Below are 18347 nucleotides of genomic sequence, written 5' to 3'. Positions count from 1 at the left end.
GCTCGGGGAGCAATGAAAGGGCCGTTTAAAAATCAGGTGATGTTGACCTTGCCGCTTGCGCCAACCGTGGTGGAGAGCTGGAGCGGGATCTCCCGGTCGTCCACCTCCAGCCGGCCTTCCAGCGCGAACCGGATGGACAGCACATCTGCCGATTCGCGGCTCAGCACCACCCTGGGTGACTTGATCCGCGGTTCGTATTTCATGACCATGCGGCGAATCTCTTCTTCAATATCGCCGGTGGAACCGGCCGTGAGGCCGCCGGCGATATTGGTGAAGTCGGGCACGCCGAAGAGGGGATCCAGCTGCACGCTGCCTTGCCGCGTGTTGAGAAGCCGCTGAAGGTGGTCCGTCACCGACCGGATAAGAATGTCGACCTGCGTCTGGTTGGTGCGTTGTTCACCATCCTCCCAGGCCGCGATTCTTTCCAGCAGGCGCCGCTCCTTCACCGGTTCCTCACCATGTGGCCGTTGCGTGCCGCTTGCCCGGCATTACTTCGGAGCGAGCCAGGAATCTTCGGCTTCGATGCCGTCCGGCTCGAAGGTCCAGGTGATCTTCTCGTAGGTGAACGAGAGGTCTTCCATGTGGCCCATCTGCTTGTTGTTGGGGTCCAGGCAGTTCGGCGTCCAGGACTTGGCGCTGGTCAGGATGGCCGAGGACAGCTTGACGGTGTAGTACTTCTCTTCCGTGCCCTTGGGCGAGATGCGGTAGAACTCCAGGCTCACGCTCTTGAGCTGTTCGCCGGAGGTCAGGGCCTGGAACAACTTGGGCGAAGACTTGTCGATTTCCTTGGTGACCGTCATGGGCTGGTGCACGCGCTTGCCGGTAGGCAGGCCGGTTTGCGGGCTCTTCGGGATCTCGATGACGTGGTCCACGGCTTGCACGAGGATCTTGCCTTCGTGGCCCTTGACCTTGACGGAGCCTTCGATTTTTCCCTGTTTTTCGCCTTCGACGATGAGGTAGCATGGCATTGGCATGATGAATTCCTTTTAAGTTGGTACTGTCGTAAAACTGTTTCAGATCCGGTTTCGGTACCGCCACATCCATCGGCGGTGCCTCAACCTCTTCATCACCCCGCCCCCTGGCATCCCGGGTGATCTGCACATCCCTTGAACATCTGCTCTGTGCATGACCTGTATTCTGGAAGGCCCCTGTTTCGGGTCCATGTCAGAAGTCAGGCGCCAAAGTTACAGCCGACATACAGGCGGTTTCCCCGGGGAAACCGCCTGCCGGGGCGTCACTTCTTCTCGAGCTTGCCGACGAGAGACAGGCTGAAGGAAGCGCCCATGTACTTGAAGTGCGGGCGAACCTTGAGGTCGACGCGATACCAGCCTGGATCGCCTTCGACGTCAGCCACGGTGATCTCAGCCTGCCGCAGGGGCCTGCGGCTGCGCACGCCCTCGCCCGGGTTGTCCATGTCCGCCACGTACTGGCGTATCCACATGTTCAACTCGCTTTCGAGGTCCGAGCGCTCTTTCCAGGTGCCGATGTTTTCACGCTGGATCACCTTGATGTAGTGGGCCAGGCGGCTCACCACGAACATGTAAGGCAGTTGCGTGCTGAGCTTGTAGTTGAGCTCGGCTTCCTTGCCTTCCTTGCTGTTGCCGAAGAACTTGGGCTTTTGCGCCGAGTTGGCCGAGAAGAAGGCCGCGTTGTCGCTGTTCTTGCGCATGGTCAGGGCGATGAAGCCCTGCTCCGCGAGTTCGAACTCGCGGCGCTCGGAAATCAGCACCTCGGCGGGGATCTTGTTCTGCATCTCGCCCATGGACTCATAGGTGTACACAGGCAGGTCTTCGACGGCGCCGCCGCCCTGGGGGCCGATGACGTTGGCGCACCAGCGGTAGTCGGCGAAGCTGCCGGTCAGGCGCGAGGCGAAGGCGAAGGCCGCATTGCCCCACAGGAAGCTGTTGTTGCCGCCCGAGACGTCTTCCTTGTAGTTGAACTTCTTGGTCGGCACCGTGTCGGCGCTGTAGGGCACGCGCAGCAGGAAGTGCGGCAAGGTCAGGCCCACGTAGCGCGCGTCTTCCGTCTCGCGGAAGGCGTTCCACTTGACGAACTGCGGGCCTTCGAACACCGAAGCCAGGTCCTTGAGGTTGGGCAGTTGCTCATAGGACTCGACGCCGAAGAACTCGGGCGCGGTGGCGGCGATGAAGGGCGCATGGCCCATGGCCGCCACGCTGGCCATGTATTGCAGCAGCTTGATGTCCTGGCCGCCGGGGCCGAACTCGTAGTTGCCTATCATGGCGCCGAAAGGCTGGCCGCCGAACTGGCCGTATTCGGCCGTGTAGAGGTTTTTGTAGAGGCCCGACTTGGTGATGTCGGCCGCGTCCTGGAAGTCGTCGAGCAGCTTGCTCTTGCTCACGCTGAGCACCTGGATCTTGACGTTTTCGCGGAAGTTGGTGCGGTCCACCAGGAACTTCAGCGAGCGCCAAGCCGATTCGAGCTTCTGGTAGTCGGGGTGGTGCAGGATGGAGTCGACCTGCGCGCAGAGCTTTTTGTCCAGGTCGGCGATCATGTCGTCGACGGTCGCCTGCGTCACGCGCTCGACCGAGCGCTGGGGCTCCAGCAGCTGCGAGACGAAGGCCTGTATGCCCTGGCGGGTGATGGAATAGGCGTCGTCGCCCTGCTTGATGCGCGCGGTGTTGACCAGCTGGTCGAGCAGCGAGCCGCCCGCCTCTTCCGCCGCGCCCGGCGCCGCTTCTGCTTGTTTATTGGTTTCAGCCATGATGTTTCCTTGGGTGCGGTTTCTTATTTGTCTTTGACGCCGAGCTCGGCCATCAGCCGGGCGCGCACGCCTTCGTCCTGCACCAGCTCCTGGACTTTCTTGCGGAAGTCGGGAATGTTGCCCAGCGGCCCCTTGAGCGCCTTCAGCGCGTCGCGCAGCTCGATCATCTGCTTGAGTTCAGGCACCTTGTCGACGATGGCGTCGGGCGAGAAATCGTTGATGGAGTTGAAGTCGATGTTCATCGCCAGCACCGCGTCCTTGTCGGCCTTCGGGTCCAGCTTGTTGGGCACCGACATGCTCAGCGACAGCTTTTGCGCCTTCAGGACGTCGTTGAAGTTGTCCTTGTCGATGTTGATCGGCTTCATTTCCTCCAGCGGCGTGTCGTCTTCACGCAAGGTGTAGTCGCCCATGACCAGCAGCTTGAGCGGCAGCTCAACTTCCGTCTTGGCATCTCCCGTGGCGGGACGATAAACAATGTTGACACGCTCTTTTGGTGCTACTGACCCATCGGTTGCCATGGTGGTTTCCTTGATTTGGTGAAGGTTGAGGGGGAGGCCACACGTCAAGAAACGTCCAGAACGTGTAACAAGTCGAAAACGATAGTACTCGATATCTTTCTATTTAAGTAGCCATGTTTCAGTCGTAATACAGGCGGCGGACGCAAGCCATTGACAGAGGAGAAATCGGTCAAAAATTCTCCAGCTTGGTGCATCCGTTATCTCCGTTTGTCGCATGACAGTGCGACAGGCCGACGACATACACGCACTGGCGCACGTTACGTAACACTGTCATGCGGGGGGCATCAGTGTCCCGCGTACACCGCGACAGGTCATAGGTAACAACCCTAGGCTGAGCCGGAAATGGGATGGAAATAATTGCCGGCGCTGAAAGCGCGGCTGCCGCGGCAAGGCGCGGTGCCCCATCTATATAGAAGATGTCAGTTGAAGGTCACGCCGGCCCAGCGCACCCGGCCCAGCACAGCGAAGTCGCGGTCGGCCGACTCATGGCCCTGGATGTCGAAAGGCTCGTAAGCCGGGTTGTAGCTGCTGACCCGCAGGATTTTCCCCGGCAGCCGCTGCAGCTTTTTCATCAGCAGCGCGCCGTCCAGCCGGATCAGGTGCACGCCCTCGGTCAGCGCATCGCGGTCCCGCAGATCCGCCAGCACCGCATCCTTGGCATGCAGCCACGGCTCCATGGACGCGCCCACCACGCCGAACATCGCCAGGTCGTCATGCGCGATGCCCAGGTCGTAGCGGATGAACTGCGCGTCAAAAGGCCGCATGGCCAGCACCGAGTCGGTGTCGGTGAAGGCCGCGCCTTCCGCCTGCTCCCGCAGGTCAAACAGCGGCACGTAGATCAACGCATCCATCTGCACCGCCCGCACGCCGTGCGGCACCAGCGCGGACCGCACCGCGCCCGGCGGCTCGCCGCCCAGCAACTCCACGGGCGTGGTGTTGTATTCACGGGCCAGCACTTCCAGCTCGAACGCGTCCGGCAGGCTGTCACCGCGCTCCACGTTCCAGATGGTGTTGCGGTGCACGCCGACCGCGGCCGCCACGTCGTGGATCTCGCGGTTGCCGCGCGCCGCCCGGCAGCGCTGGCCGAACTGCTGCATGAAGACGCTGCGCGCCTCCGTCCTCACGGTTTTCACCTCCGCCTTGTCGGCCGCCGCAGCGGCGTGGAAACGGTACCAGGCCACCGGCTCGTCGGCCTTCACCGGCGACACCGAAGGCAGGGAATACGGCTGGTTGCTGTCGTGCGCCGGCGGCGCCGAGGGGTTTGTGCTCATGAACACTATTTTGTGTCAATGAACACACAAAGGCAAACCGATACACCTCGGCCTGCCAAATACGCATAGAAATATGAGTAACGCTCATAACCATGGGCATAAACTGGCTTGACTTCACCGTTTTGCAGCTCAAAATAGTGGACATGAGCACAAATAAAACCAAGAAAATCCAGGAAGATATGCACCCTGCGGACGTCATCGCCGCCCTGCACAAACGCGGCACCAGCCTGCGCAAAATCGCCCATGAGAATGGCTACAGCCACATCCAGCGCGTGCTGACCCGCCGCTGGCTCGCGGCCGAACAGCTCGTCGCCAAAGCCCTGGACACCAGCCCCGAAGCACTGTGGCCGTCGCGCTACCTCGACCCCCAGGACCGGGCCCTGGCCTTCAGGCAGACCCGCAAGATCGCGGTGACCATGCCGCAGGCGCCCGCCAAAACCACGCGGCCGCGCGCCTCCCCCAAAAAACCGCACTGACCCAAGGTCCGCCGGCCGGGGAACAGGCCCTCAGGCCGCGTCCGCCAGCGGCCCGTCGTTGTGGTCTATGTATTTGATCTGTTTGCCCGCGCGCGCCAGTTCGGCGATACGGCGCGCCACGAGTTTGTAAAACTCGCCGGCATCCGTGAGCGGGCCTATGGTGGAGTCGAAACTCATGCCCTGACCCGCTTCCTTGAGGATGTATTCACCTGACGGCTGAAGCTTCACCTTGAGCAGTGCGAGCATCGTGCTCTCCTTTGATGGCCTTGATCGCCCTTGAGGCCTGCGCCACAAAAGCGGCGGCCCCGTTTTGCCGAAGGACCCAATATAGGCCCCGCCACAAGGCAAACGATGTAAGAAAACAGCCCGTTTGCCGGCAAAAGCGGCTCTTTTGTGTATAAAAATGAGAACTTAAGGCCATTTAGGCACTGCAAGGCGCCTTTGAAGCGCCCTTCCGCGCCGGGCAGGCCTTATTGCAGGGGTGCCAGGCCGGTCGTCCCGCGGTCCAGCGGGTCCACCGCCACGTCGTAAATCTCGTTGACGCGCCACACCGGGCTTTCATAGGCCGCCTGGCCCTGCACCTTCACCAGGAACGAGCTGCAGCGTTCGCGGGTTTCCAGCGTCAGCTCGCACGAAAAATCGATATGCCCCGTGTCCATGGAAATCGCACTGATCAGCTCATGCGCGGCCAGCGAGAGCTGCTCCCCGCTGTCGCGCGGCAAGAGTTGCTCCACCTCATAGGTGCGCATCACGATGGCCGTGATGCGGCCTATCAGCTCGTCCACGACCTGGTTCGGATTGGAGACCATCAGGGGATGCATTTTGGGCATTCTCCTACACGCATCCCCACATCGAGAAGTTATATTGATTTGCGGCTTGTCATGAGCCGCTCCCTCCCTCGCTGGCCTTGCCAGCTTCAAGGCCCGGTTTGTCCGGGCTTTTTTTTGGGTTGGGGTAAAACTTCAGCCTGCAAACCCCAATCCCCTACTTATGCTCGAATTCAAACACGATCAGCCCGCACACCGTTACCAGGCGGTCCAGGACGGACACATCGCCGGCACCTGCCAATACGAACTTGACGGTTCCGTCATCACCTTCACGCACACGGTGGTGCAACCCGAATTCAAAGGTACCGGGGTGGGTTCCGCCCTGGCAAGGCATGTGCTCGACGAGAGCCGCGCCCAGGGATTCAAGGTTGTCCCGGCTTGCGAATTCATCAAAGGCTACATCGCAAGGCATAGCGAGTACGCAGACTTGTTAGCCGGGAACAACTGAGCCATCTACCTTTTGCAATGTGTGGATCTGCCTCAAAATGCGCCGCTGTTTCCGCGATTTTGTTGCCTCGATGACCAGCCAGGTGGCCAGCTTCCCGGCGTAGGGATCGAGCTTGCTGGAGCTGACCCGCCTTGGGTACTTGGGCTCGCTCTCCTCTGATCGCAGGTGCCTCTTCAAGGTGTTGCGAGCCAGGCCTGTACGCCTTGTGATCTCGCGGATGGACATCTGATCCCGCAATGCCCAACGCCTGATGACATTCAATGTCGCCACGTCTATCACTCCTAAATTCCCCTGCTTTTAAAACAAGCAGGGTAGTGCCTACGTGGGTCAGTTTTGGATGGAAATTACTGCGCTAAGTGGGTCAGATTTCGACGGAATTCAACAATATCTGGCCCATTCTTCAAAAACTGCACTTCAAGTCCTTTTTGAGCCCGCCGCGCCAATGGAAATATTCGCCATGACGCAGCATAAACCTGAGTTTGATCCCGACCAGGCTAAGTTGCCGTCAACAGGCCATCCAACTCCAGCCATAAATTTTCGCAAAGATTTTCGCGATAAGCTGAATTCCTAAAGCTCACATGCTCAGCAAGATACATTGATAACAAACGCTGGTTTCCATCTGCAATGCAGGCCCTAACATTCGCCAGTCGATCGGCAGTCTTAACAATGAGTGCAAGTTCAGCAGGACCGGCGATCTCACTCAATCTCTGATAGGTCTTCGCCTTCCGTTCTGCACGACTACTGCCGGATGAATCCGTCAGCAAGCCTACGCATTGCGCAACGAGACTTCCAAAACGAAGTTCTATGTCTGAGAGTTTGATATCGGTATCTTCAACCACATCATGAAGATATCCAATTACCTGTGCGGTGCTTCCAAACGGCAAAAGCAGCGCCGCAACCTGATCAAGGTGGTAGCTATAAGGTAGATCGCCGTATCGCTGAGTGTCATGTGCGGCGACCGCAAACGCTCTGGCTTCATCAAGCATGTTTACCCATCAAATATTCGGATGCTGTAATTTCCTCTCCGAAACGCAGAGACTCATTAAACAGCTTGTTTTCATGGGGAACTGATTCAAGCGACTCAGCTTCGCCATAGAACTTCCGGTATATTTTCTTTTCCTTGAAATTCCACCGAAACATCACAGTTTCATACGGGTAATCAATAAAAATATCTTCCCGATTAAAGCGCTCGCCTTTATTAATGCCCATTGGTAGCACTCCTAATTAAGTCGTAGTAAGCCTTACTTTGCGCCGCAATGCTTTGGGCTTGGGCCGAGCCAGAAGGAAGAACACGCCACTGGTCATACAGCAAATGTCCCTGCCCTCCTGGAATCCCGGCTTGCTTAGATATCAAGTTATATGTGTCATTTCCAAGCAAAGCTCGCGCAACACTTTCTGATTCTTTGGCATAGATCATTGCAGGGGTGTTAACCTGAATTTCTGCCGTAATGCCTGATTTCGTAGTTATGGTTGTATTGATCCCGCTATAGCCAAGGGGATCAGTGGAACTATTGATGACCTTTACCGTTGCACCTGAAGACTCAAGCCTGCTAGTAACTGCCGAAAGCATTTCGTCTTTCACAATGATAGTGTTGCGCGCCAGATCTTTGATTTTTGAAGGGTCGCCAGCGTAATCTTCGACTATTTTTTCGATGGCTCTATCCACCGACTTAATAGGTGCCTTCGCAACTTGACCACCGACATCTGCGGCTATCTTTTCTGCCAGCAGGTCAATCTCGATTTTCGCAGCCGGTGCTTTACTGTAAATCGAAGTGAAGGCTTTCAGGTCGATGATTGCCGACATTTCTGCAGTTGCTCCAATTTTCGAGAGCAAGCCCGGACCAATAAGCAACGCGATCTCTGCCGTATTAGATGGCATCAAACTGGCAAGAGTAGTACCTGTTACGGAAATGAACGCCTTGGCAACAGATTGATTGGGATCATCCGCCATACTTTTCCAGAACTCGATCGAATCCTCTTTGGCATCTTGGAGCGCCCGGATAGTGCCGGTCTTTAAATCGGTGTAGCTTTTTATGCACTGCTCAAGCGGAGCACCGGCACATTTGACCTTTGCGTATTGAACAAATTCCTCTGCTTGCTTCTGATAAGTAATGATCCTTTTTTGCTGCGTGTCAACTAGGTTTGACGTACGCTGCATCGCCGCCAGCACTCCCGCGTTTCGCTGGCCATCATCGACAAATCGAAGAATGTCATCCGCAGCCGGCTTGGCTTCAGCGATCCAACGAATATGGTCGTCAAGACAGCTTTGCGTCGTACAAGCAGCGAGTGATGCGTTGTTGGCCTCCGAGATACTGATATAAGCATTCAATATCTTTTGGTAATCGACATCACTACATTTCCTACTCTTACAGTCTTCAATCTCACGCTTTAGACGAAGAACTTCTGAATGTTTTAGATAGTTATTTATGACCTCATTCGCAGCAGCTGCGCCACCTGCAGTACCACCGGCAGCAACACCCACCGCAGTTGAGGCAATAGCCGTCAACGTCTGGGCCAGAGGCCCCGTCACTCCCGCATCAGCAAGCGCCTGCGCGACCATCGGTGCGGTCAGTGTTCCAACCCCCGCGCCAGCCGCGCCGCCGACACCTCCGGTCAGGCCGCCGATGACCGTATGCAACGCCACGCGCAGCACACCGCTGTTGCCCCAGTTGCTTTCGAGTTCTGTAGCTTGGGCTTTCAGTGCGTTCTTGCGCTCTTCATTGGGTTCGTTGTTGGCCTGATCCCTGAGTGCTGCGGCTTCGTTGAGCTTGGTCTGGGCATAGTCACCCACAGCCTTGGTCGCCTGCTGCCCGAAGTACTGAGTTATCTGCGTTTGCGCGGCGATCTCACGCTGCACCCTGTCGGCATCAAAGATCTTCTGCAGCCCGGTCTCCGCATCCGTGCTTCTGACAGCGGTATTGCCCGCAATACCGCTGATACCCGCACTGCTGATGCTGCTGGCATCGCCCTTGTCGCTGCCGATGCCTATGCCTAGGCCGCTCATGTCCAGCTTGCCGGTCGGTTGCTGGCTTGTCCCCATGCTGATACTGACGGACTTTGCTTCGTAGCTGGCGACGTTCTGGATGTCCGCGATGGTCAGGGTGCCGCCGGTGTTGAAGCTGTTGGCGCCATTGGTGACGGCCTTGTCAGTGCTGGCGATCACGCTGCCGGTGAGCGTGGTATTGCCGCCCACATTGACCTGGAAGCCGCCGTCGCCGGCCTTGATGCCGCTTTGCTCGCCGACGCTTTTGAAGTTGCTGTCGATGCTGCTCTCTGAGGCACTAAAGCTGCCGCTCATCTTGCCGTAGCCCACGCTGAGTGAGCCGCCCATGCTCTTTTGTTCGCTGGTGTAGGTACTGGTGTCCTGCAAGCTCTGGATGTTGAGGTTGCCGCCGACATCGGCCTTGACCTGGTTGGCCTTGACGACGGCGCCTTGCAGTGTGGTGTCGCCGCCGCTGGTGATGCTGACCTGGTCGCCGGCCTTGACCTGGGTGTTGGTGTAGGTGCTTTCTTCACCGTCGCCGCGGCCTTTGCCGCCGCTGGCGCTCAGGTTGAGCAGCAGGCCGTCGGTGCCGAAGCTGACGCCTATGCTGCCGGAGCTGTTGCTGTTGGTGCTTTTTTCGCTGGCGGTGTTCTGCGCGGCGAGCAGCTTGACCTGGTTGTCGGCCAGCAGTTGCACGGCGCGGCCGGCTTCTATGTTGCTGCCCTGGATGGTGAGGTTGCTGTCGGCGCCCGCGCCGGTGGCGGCGATGGTGATGGTGCCGCCGGCCGTGACGGCGCTGCCCCGTGCGGTGTTGCTTTGGCTCAGGGAGTTGCTCTGGCTTTCGCTGCTGCCTATGCTGATGGCCAGGTTGATGCCGCCGGCCTGTTCGGCTGCGGTGGCGTCGCGGCTGGTCACGTTGCCGGCGGCATCTTCGCTGACGACCTGGTGGCTCTTGTCGGCAAAGTCGGTGCCCTGCCCTGCCTTGACGGCGTCATACGCGTTCTTGCCTGCAAAGCCCGCGTTGGCCAAGGCCAGGCCTTGCATGCGGGCGTCTTTGGTGTCGCCGGCCGCTTCGCTCATCTTGTCGATGGTTTGCATCGCGCTGATGACGGGAGAGGTGACTTCCAGCGTCAGGCCGGTCTGTTTGAATTTTTGCTCAGTCTCGCTGCGGCTCGTTTCCCGGGCCTCAACAATATCGACCTTCTTCGCCAGGATTGTGATGTCGCCACCCGGGGCCATGACGTCGCTGCCGATTTGCTTGTAAGACTCATTGGCCACCAGGGTGACGTTGCCGGCAATGCTGCCCACCGTGCTGGCCGCGGCGGTGGTGTACTGGTTTTTCTGGTCGGTGGATTGCTCGCGTGTACCGACGGTGATGCCCGCGCCTTCGCCGTCCAACAAACCGGACTCCTTCGTTTCGTAGAAAGAGCTGGCGCTGCCGGTGTTCTGCGCGGCCTCGATGGTGAGGTTGTTGCCGGCCGCCAGGGTGGTACCGGTGTCGCTGATGATGTTGGAGCCCTTGACGTTGATGTCCTTGCCGGCCACCACGGTGACGGTGCTGCCGCCGAGGCTGGAGCCGACGGCGTTGTTTTGCTCGCTGCCGCGGCGTTCCGTGGTGCTGCTGGAGCTGAAAAGGTCACTCTCGGCGGTGGTCAACGCAAAGCCGAAGCTGTTGGTCTGCCGGCCTTCGGTGATGTTGACGTTATTGCCTGCGCTGGCGGTGAGGTCGCCGCCAGCCTGGACGTTGGCGGCCTTGGCATTCAGGTCGTTGCCGGCAATCAGGCTGAGGTTGCCGGCGGTCTGGAGCTGGCTGCCGACGTCTGCCGTCTGACTGTCCTTGAGGAAATGGTCTTCGCCGCGGGACTGCAAGCTGCTGCTGCCCGTTGCGACGGTGCCCAGGTTGATGTTGTTGCCGGCACTGATGACGGTGCTGCCGCCGGTGGCGTTGTTGGAGATGACGCCGGCAATGATGCTGACGTCGCGCCCGGCGCTGGCCACCAGCGTGCCTGTGGCGAGAGGGCCGCCGGTGACGTAAAGGCCCGCCACGCGGTCTATCCCCGTCATGCTAAAGCTGTTGGCGCTGGTGGTGCCGGTCTGGTTGCTGGCGCTGCTGGTGGTGGTGACGATGTTGAGGTCGCGCCCGGCGCTGGCATTGAGGCTGCTGGCGGCGATGATTTGCCCGCCTATGTTGTTCAGGTCGTTGCGCGCGGCCACGGTGATGGCGTCGCCTGTGATGCGCCCGCCCAGGTTCTGCACGTTCTCGGCCGTGAGGTTGACGACGGTTCTGCCGGCCACGCTGCCGGTGTTGGTCATGTCGCCAGCGAGGTTGATGTTGACGCTCTTGCCGGCCAGCAAGGCGCCATTGGGCGCGAGGTCGCCGTCCTTGACGTGCACATAGACCTGGGGCACGAGGGCGCGGGTCTTGCTGCCGTCGGCCAGCGTCACTTCCTGTTCAACCAGCCACACGATATCGCTGGTCAGCTGGGCCATTTGCGCGGCGGTGAGGGCAATGCCGGGGCGCAACTGGTATTGCTGGGCGTAAGTGATGCCGGCATCCATCAGGGCTTTGTACTGGTCTTCGTCGCTGCTGTAGTTGCCCAGGAAGCGCTGGCCGGTCAGCTGCGCCACCTGCTCGTTGACCAGGCGCTGCTCATAAAAGCCGTCGCCCAAGCGCTTCTGGGTGACGCTCGGGTCCAGGCTGAGCTGGGCGAGCATGTAGTCGGAGCCCAGCCAGTTGCGGTAGTTGGCAAAGCGCGGGTCTGTCTCTATGAGGAAGCCGCCGGCCGGATTGGGATTGAGGCGGAACAGGCTGGTGGTGGGAACCCGGATGTTGACGGGCACGGTGCGCACGCCGGCCGCACTGAGCGCACCCGGCGTGTTGGTGTTGGTGCCAACGCTGGTGCCGGCGGCGTTGTGGACCTCAGTCCCTGTAGCCAGACCCAGGCTGGCGGGGGACGTCATGTCTTCCTTGCGGAAAAGGTTCAGCACCACCGTTTGCGGAACATCTTGCGTATAGGGGCCGTCGCGATAGGCGTTGTAGTTGTAGTCGCAGCCGTCGAAACCGCCGCAGCCTTCGTTGTAATTGCTCCAGAAGTAGGCGGTTCCGTTGCGCTGTGCATTGACGCTGATGGTGCGGCCGCGGTTGTCCACGGCCTGGCCGGTGATGTTGAGCGCACCGCCGGCGACGATCTGGCTCTGGTCGTTGACGAGTGAAGTCGCCGCGTGCAGCGTCATGGCGCCGGCACTCAGGATGCGGCCTGGGGCGCTTTGGGTGACGACGGGCGTCTGCGGCGACGAGGTGTAGTCGCGAAAGCCCTCGACGGCGACAGCGTTGGCGACGACGGTCATGCGCATCGCATCGATCTGCGCCTGCAGTGCGATCCAGGGCGTGGGGTCCACATCAGATGTGGCCTGCGGCCGGGCAACCCCGAAATCATCCCACACCGGGCTGCTGGCGTCATAGCCGAAAAATGCCGCGACAGGGGTCGACAGCAGGCTTTCACGGGCGCCTGTCAGCAGGTTGTGTGCAGGCACGTAGGCGCTGGGGCCGAGGAAGTACTTTTGATATTTGAGGTCCGAATATGGCGCGCCCTTGAGCAACAGGCGGCCCTTGCCATCGGTGTTGAGGTGCCCGGTGTAAGGTGGTGGTTCGCTGGTTTCCGACGCCCAGCGTCCGGGGCCGCCATAGATTTGCTGCAGGCCCGTCGTGTCCCAGTAGGCGTAGCCGCCGCCAATACCCGTCTTGTACGTCTCGGCACTGACCACCCAACCCACGTCGTTCGGCGAGTAATTGCCTTGCGCCGTGATGTACTCCCTGCCGCTGCCGCTGCTGGCGCTGCCGGTCTGCACGGTGTACGCGAAATTGGGGTTGGTGTTGTTGATCTGGCCGGCCATGATGCTCAAGCCGCCCAGGGACTCGATGGTGCCGCCGCTGTTGTTGACAACGCCGGCCTGGCCGGTGGCATGGCCGCCGGCATCCAGGCCGCCGCTGATATTGAGCGCATCGGCTGCTGAGCCGCCGCTGAAAATCAACGCGCCTTCGCCGTTGTTGAGTGTCTGCGTGCCGATGTCGAGCCGCTCCCTGGCGGCAATGACCGCATCGGCGCGCGTGCCGTTCACGGTTTCGCTGCTGTTGTTGATGGTGGTGGCGGCAATAGCAAGATGCTTGCCGTAAATGGCGCCGGTGCCGATGTTGGCCAGCGTGGCGGCGTTGATGCGGGTTTCCTGCCCGTCGATCAGGCCGCGGTTGGTCACGCTGTTGGCGGCGGTGACCGTGGTGTTGGTCGCGCTGATCACCGCTTCGTACGCGTTGTCGATGTTGCCGGCCGACAGGGTCAGGCTGCGCCCGGCCTGCAGTTTTCCGCTGGTCAGATCGCCGGCAGTCGGCCTGTTGCTGATGTTTCCGGTCGTCACGATACTGAGGTCGCGGTTGGCGATGACCTGGCCGGTGTTGCTGAAATCGCCGGTCAGCGTGAGGGACAAATCCTGCTGCGACAGCAAGCTGCCGTTGCCACCCAGGCTGGCGGCATTGGCCGCCAGCGAGGTGCCCGCAATGACGGTGCCGCCGGCGTTGGTGATGGCCAGCGTCTTGACGGCGGCCGTGTCTTGCAATGTGGCCGTGTTGCCCGCGCTGATCAGGCCCGCGTTGTTGTTGAGGCTGCCGGAGCTGGTGACGGTGGCATTGGCGCTGGTGCGCATCGCGCCCGAATCGTTGGCAACCGAAGCGGCCGTGATGCTGAGGTTCTTTCCCTCCAGGCCCCGGTCAACACCCGAGGTGTTGCTGTTGACGACGCTGCCGGCCGCGAGAGTGACGGTCTCGCCGCTGCGGACCAGGCCGCCGGTGTTGTTGATGCTGCCCGGCCCCGCGGCTATCGAGACATTGCCCGCAGCCTGTAGCTGGCCGCCGCTGTTGTTGAAACCGGTGGTGGTGAAGTCGGCCGCCGCCTCGCTGACGATCTGCCCGCCGGCGTTGCCGAAGTTGGCGGTGCTGGCGGTCAACGCGCCCTTGGCGCCGATGGAGCCCGCCGCATTGTCCAGGTCGCCGGTGACGAGGCTCACGGCACCCTGGGACGTGATACCGCCCGCCCCACCGCTGTAAGCCGCAGCATTTGTGTTGCTCAGCGTCTGGCCGTGGGTATTGATCGCCAATGCGCCGGTGGACTGGATCAGGCCGGCGGTATTGGCCAGCGCACCGCTGTTGATCGTGGCGGTGGTGCTGGCGGAGACAGTGCCACCGGTGTTGTTGAAGGCCTGCTGGTGGGTGTCGATGTTGATCGCGCCGCCGGTGATGCTGCTGCCGGTGTTGCTCAGTCCCGTGTTGCTCAGGCTGACGGTGCCAGCGGCGCTCATGCGCGCGCCCTGGGCTGCCCCACCGGCGACGGTGTTGCCCGTCGCACCGGTGGTCGTGACGGACAGGTCGGCCGCCACCGAAGCGATCGTGCCGGATGCGTTGGACAGGCTGGCGGCATTGATCGTCACCCCGCCATTGGCGGCCAGCGTGCTTTGGGTGTTCTGGATCGCCCCCGCAGCGTTGGCGGCCAGGGTGCCGGTGGCCACCATCATGGCCCCCGCTTCGTTGGTCAAACCCGCACCCGTCGTGATGCTGGCATTGCCCTGGGCGCTGATGACGGCGCCGGCGCCGCTGTTGCTGATGGGGCCGGCCGTGCTGATCTGGGTGTTGCCGTTGGCCTGGATGCTGCCCCGGTTGGACAGCCAGCCATTGGACTGAAGTGCCACATCGCCGGCCGTTGCGCCGATGACGCCGGAGTTGTTGATGCCGACACCGGCTTCCGTGCCCACCAGAAATATCTTGCCCGCATACATACCGCCCAGCTGGGCGACGTCCAATGCAAAAGTCGGCGCTGCTCCGGTGCCGGCAATCGGCGTGGCGCCGGTTTGGGCAGCGTCGATCTGGTTGGCGCCCGTGGTGACTTTGAGCTCTTTGGCCCAGATGCCTGAGTTGACCTGCACGGCGCGCGCCATGATGCCGGTGTAGTCGGCTGTACTTGTGTCAAGACCGGCGCCGTTGATCGTGATCACTCCACCCTGCACCCGATAGGCATCCAGGCTGCCACCATTGATCACCGGAGTTCCGGTGGTCAGCGTGACACGGTTGGCGTTCAGGAAACCGCCGCCGTCAATATTGATGCCGGCCGGGTTGGCGATGATGACTTCGGCGCGTTGGCCGGCCACTTCAACGTAACCCCTCAGCTGGCTGGGATTGACGGAATTGACTTCGTTGAGGATCACCCTGGCGCTGCCAGTGGCCAGCCAAGGATTGCCCTGCACAAACCCGCCGAGCTGCGTCTGAACATTGGTGCGGCTGTTGTTCAGGACAGCACCGTTGCGCTGTACATCGAACTGGTTGTAGACGTTACGGCTAACGCCGGCGGCGCTGGGCGTCTGAATGTTGACTTGCGGCACGCCATTGGCGGCGTTGAGCACCGTGGGCCGCTGGTTTGCCAGTGCATTGGGGTCGGCCACGATTTGCGCGTGGGCCAGCGGAGATACGGTCAACACCATGCCGAGTGCAGCCAGCACGGCAAAACGCACAGGATGCAGCGCGACCATCAGGCCGTCCGCCAAACCGCCACACCGGGTTTCGCCGCTGGCGGTCTTGCCCTGAGCGCTGGCTGTTTCGGCGACGGCCATCAATTGCCCTCGCTTGGCATTGAAAACGATGCGGTGCAGGTTCTTGTTCATCGTGGACTCTGATTTAGAAGCTGTAATTCAGGCTGATTCCGACGGTAGCGTCGGCGGTCTGGAAGGCCTCGGGTTTCTTCAGTGGCCTGCCAACAAAGATGTCGTACTGCAATCCCTTGAGCACGCCGCGCAGACCGAGCACCGCGCCTGTCAAATGCTTGCCTGCGAGAAACTCGCTGCTGGGGCCGCCCACTTCACCGTGGTCCAGGCCGACGTAGAGCTCCTGGCCGGACTCGCCCAGCGCTGTGCTCAGTTCATTGCGGATCAGCCAGCCGCGCTCGGCCGAAAGGCTGCTTTCGCCGTCAAAGCCACGCACGGTATAGCGCCCGCCAATGGCAAAGCGGTCCTGCGGCGTCAGCGGCGTGCGGTTGCGCTGGAAGCGCCAGGTCGCGGTGTAGCGCAGTTTTTGCTCGGCGATCTTGAACGGCCAGCTCAAATTGGCATCGGCCGTGACCAGCGCAAAGCGTGAAGTTCCTTCGCCGAACGCTTCTTCAGGCGCTGGAAGAGAGCCGAATGCACCCGTGCCGCGCTTGTAGGCCAGGCTGCCTTCCAGCGTGGCGTCACCGATGAATTCTTTGTGGCCGACGCCGAATTCCCAGCCGCCGACGACGCGGCGTTGCACTTCGATCTCGGTGTCGTCAATAAAGTTATTTGACTTGCGCTGCCATGCCTTGAGGCTGGCGGTTGTCTTGCGGCTGGCATCACGGTAGACCAGGCGCGACAGCTTGACCTCGGCGTTGTCGCTGGTGCCGCTATAGACATAGTCCTGATTGGCACCGGCCACGCTTTGGTAATAGCGATTCCTGCTGGCGGTAAGGCCCAGCAGCCAGTAGCCGAAAGGCACGCTGTAATGCACCGCGCCGCCATACGTTCCCCGAGAACCGGCATCTCCACCGCCCAGGTCCCGGTTCAACGCGACATAGAACAGGTCATTCACCGTCCACCAGTTGTCATAGCTGAAGGTGGCGCTTCCCTGGTACTTGCCGGTGGCTTTCGTACCACTGTCGTCGGCGGACAGGGACAGCCGGAAGGGCAGCCCTTGCTTGTACGTGATCACCAAATCGCTTTGGTCGGGACCAACGCCCTCCCCCGCGGCTGGTTCAATCTTGATATCGGCCTCCGCGGTGGGCACGCGCTTGAAGTTTTCCAGGGCCTGCTCAATATCGCGCAAATTCAGGATGTCTCCGGGCTGGGCCGGCACAGCGTTCCAGGCGGTCGCACGCGGGTTGCCGGGTTCGGCAAACCGGATCGCATGAATACGCCCGGGCAACACGGTCAGTACCAGGGTGCCCGAACTCAGGTCTTGCGGCTCGGCAAGGGCACGGCTGGTGATAAAACCTCTGGCCACAAGGGCATCCTGAGCACGCGTGAGGACCACGTCGATGCCTTTGGCGCCCAGGCATTTGTCCCGGGGCGAATCATCGTTCGCACCGCCTGCCAGCGTCTGGCTTAGCCAGGCAAAGCGATCTGCGTCGCCTGGAGAAAGCGTGCGCAATTGGACGAGATTGATCCGAAAGCAGGGAGACTCGCCTTCCGGCAATCGCTGGGAAGCAGCACTGCTTGGCGCCGGTATGCGCACATCCGGGCCGCGCTCCTGCTGCTCGCGAATTTTTGATTCACGCTCCTGGGCGCGGCGCTGCTCTTGCTCAGCGCTGGTTTGTGGCGCGGGTTGGGCAAAAACGGTGCAGGTTATGACGGCCGTGGCCAAGCCGGCACACAGCGTGTGCAGGCTTGATGTTGGTTTTGCAGATTTTGAGGTGCGTGCTTGCACCGCCCCGGGTGATACACCCCAGTCATCGTGTGGCTTGGCCAATCACGCCTCCCTTGATACTTTTTGGAATTCGCCTTTTCAGACGAAGGCTAAATTTATTGTGGGGGATGGTCGCATGGGGAACTGCCCTTGGCAGTGGCGCCCCCTGTCAATGCTGACAGGGTTGGCGACAAATAATTGCCAAGACCGTGACTAAATGCCGGGTTTTGTCCGATCGGGTTTGCACAAATGCCACACATACCAGGCCCGCGCGGTTTTCATTCGCAGCGTTCCTGGACTTTTACGGAGCTCTGTGTGTTGAATTGCAACTCGCTCAGGAGGCGGCTTGGTTCTGATGAACCCGGTGGTCCAACCTGAGGGGTTCACTCCATAAGTGGGTCAGGGGGAATTCCCCTCGCCGTTCCCCAAAGTGCCCCGATGTCAAAAGACCAGCTGGACGGCTGAAACGAAAAAGCCCCGGCTAGCGGGGCTTTCAAGGCATCTCAGATCAACCTGGATTTCTCTGGATGCAATTTTGGCGGAGAGGGTGGGATTCGAACCCACGGTACCTTGCGGTACGCCTGATTTCGAGTCAGGTACATTCGGCCACTCTGCCACCTCTCCAGTGTGTGTGGAGCCGATATTCTATC

13 protein-coding genes, 1 tRNA gene and 1 pseudogene are annotated in these 18347 nt (G+C 60.5%); 2 read left to right on the top strand and 13 right to left on the bottom strand.

Annotated features, from left to right (window positions below):
* Nucleotides 1-32: 32 nt before the first annotated feature.
* The 5 genes from tssE to ACLV8F_RS19655 all read right to left on the bottom strand — a co-directional run bounded on the left by tssE (nucleotide 33) and on the right by ACLV8F_RS19655 (nucleotide 4511).
* On the bottom strand, nucleotides 33-446 hold the full coding sequence (gene tssE, locus ACLV8F_RS19675) for a type VI secretion system baseplate subunit TssE (RefSeq protein WP_411881776.1): 414 nt from the start codon (nucleotides 444-446) through the stop codon (nucleotides 33-35).
* A gap of 42 nt (nucleotides 447-488) precedes the next feature.
* Nucleotides 489-974 (bottom strand): Hcp family type VI secretion system effector, encoded by a 486-nt coding sequence (locus tag ACLV8F_RS19670; protein WP_411881775.1) that lies wholly within the window; start codon nucleotides 972-974, stop codon nucleotides 489-491.
* A 260-nt stretch (nucleotides 975-1234) separates the two neighbouring features.
* Entirely contained in the window at nucleotides 1235-2722 is a 1488-nt protein-coding gene (gene tssC, locus ACLV8F_RS19665; protein ID WP_411885889.1) for a type VI secretion system contractile sheath large subunit, read from the bottom strand.
* A 23-nt stretch (nucleotides 2723-2745) separates the two neighbouring features.
* On the bottom strand, nucleotides 2746-3240 hold the full coding sequence (gene tssB, locus ACLV8F_RS19660) for a type VI secretion system contractile sheath small subunit (protein ID WP_411881773.1): 495 nt from the start codon (nucleotides 3238-3240) through the stop codon (nucleotides 2746-2748).
* 419 nt (nucleotides 3241-3659) lie between these two features.
* The gene (locus ACLV8F_RS19655) at nucleotides 3660-4511 is read right to left on the bottom strand and encodes an XRE family transcriptional regulator (protein ID WP_411885888.1); all 852 of its coding nucleotides are present in this window, start codon (nucleotides 4509-4511) and stop codon (nucleotides 3660-3662) included.
* 143 nt (nucleotides 4512-4654) lie between these two features.
* Here ACLV8F_RS19655 and ACLV8F_RS19650 point away from each other — a divergent pair, with 143 nt between their 5' ends.
* Entirely contained in the window at nucleotides 4655-4987 is a 333-nt protein-coding gene (locus ACLV8F_RS19650; RefSeq protein ID WP_411885887.1) for a helix-turn-helix domain-containing protein, read from the top strand.
* Nucleotides 4988-5017: 30 nt separating this feature from the next.
* On the opposite strand, the gene ACLV8F_RS19645 is transcribed toward ACLV8F_RS19650, so the two are convergent.
* Nucleotides 5018-5233 carry a hypothetical protein gene (locus ACLV8F_RS19645; RefSeq protein ID WP_411885886.1) on the bottom strand — a complete coding sequence of 72 codons (216 nt, stop codon included), beginning with the start codon at nucleotides 5231-5233 and terminating at the stop codon, nucleotides 5018-5020.
* A gap of 224 nt (nucleotides 5234-5457) precedes the next feature.
* Nucleotides 5458-5808 carry a hypothetical protein gene (locus ACLV8F_RS19640; protein WP_411885885.1) on the bottom strand — a complete coding sequence of 117 codons (351 nt, stop codon included), beginning with the start codon at nucleotides 5806-5808 and terminating at the stop codon, nucleotides 5458-5460.
* Between the two features lie 169 nt (nucleotides 5809-5977).
* Here ACLV8F_RS19640 and ACLV8F_RS19635 point away from each other — a divergent pair, with 169 nt between their 5' ends.
* Entirely contained in the window at nucleotides 5978-6262 is a 285-nt protein-coding gene (locus tag ACLV8F_RS19635) for a GNAT family N-acetyltransferase (protein WP_411885884.1), read from the top strand.
* Nucleotides 6263-6283: 21 nt separating this feature from the next.
* Here ACLV8F_RS19635 and ACLV8F_RS19630 read toward each other — a convergent pair.
* From ACLV8F_RS19630 to ACLV8F_RS19605, 6 genes and pseudogenes are all read right to left on the bottom strand, one after another.
* A pseudogene (locus ACLV8F_RS19630) lies at nucleotides 6284-6541 on the bottom strand (IS21 family transposase); the annotation flags it as partial.
* A gap of 215 nt (nucleotides 6542-6756) precedes the next feature.
* Nucleotides 6757-7248: an HD domain-containing protein gene (locus ACLV8F_RS19625; protein ID WP_411885883.1), complete on the bottom strand. Its 492-nt coding sequence runs from the start codon at nucleotides 7246-7248 to the stop codon at nucleotides 6757-6759.
* Nucleotides 7241-7471 (bottom strand): hypothetical protein, encoded by a 231-nt coding sequence (locus ACLV8F_RS19620; RefSeq protein ID WP_411885882.1) that lies wholly within the window; start codon nucleotides 7469-7471, stop codon nucleotides 7241-7243. Before ACLV8F_RS19620 ends, ACLV8F_RS19625 begins: the two co-directional genes overlap by 8 nt.
* On the bottom strand, nucleotides 7461-15947 hold the full coding sequence (locus ACLV8F_RS19615) for a hemagglutinin repeat-containing protein (protein WP_411885881.1): 8487 nt from the start codon (nucleotides 15945-15947) through the stop codon (nucleotides 7461-7463). The genes ACLV8F_RS19620 and ACLV8F_RS19615 overlap by 11 nt, the downstream gene beginning before the upstream one ends.
* Before the next feature lie 13 nt (nucleotides 15948-15960).
* On the bottom strand, nucleotides 15961-17676 hold the full coding sequence (locus ACLV8F_RS19610; RefSeq protein WP_411885908.1) for a ShlB/FhaC/HecB family hemolysin secretion/activation protein: 1716 nt from the start codon (nucleotides 17674-17676) through the stop codon (nucleotides 15961-15963).
* Between the two features lie 557 nt (nucleotides 17677-18233).
* Nucleotides 18234-18321 (bottom strand) — tRNA-Ser (locus ACLV8F_RS19605).
* Nucleotides 18322-18347: the final 26 nt, after the last annotated feature.

The organism is Polaromonas sp. YR568, from assembly GCF_943369675.1.
Lineage (GTDB): Bacteria > Pseudomonadota > Gammaproteobacteria > Burkholderiales > Burkholderiaceae_C > Polaromonas.
This window is presented reverse-complemented; position numbering and strand designations above follow the sequence as displayed.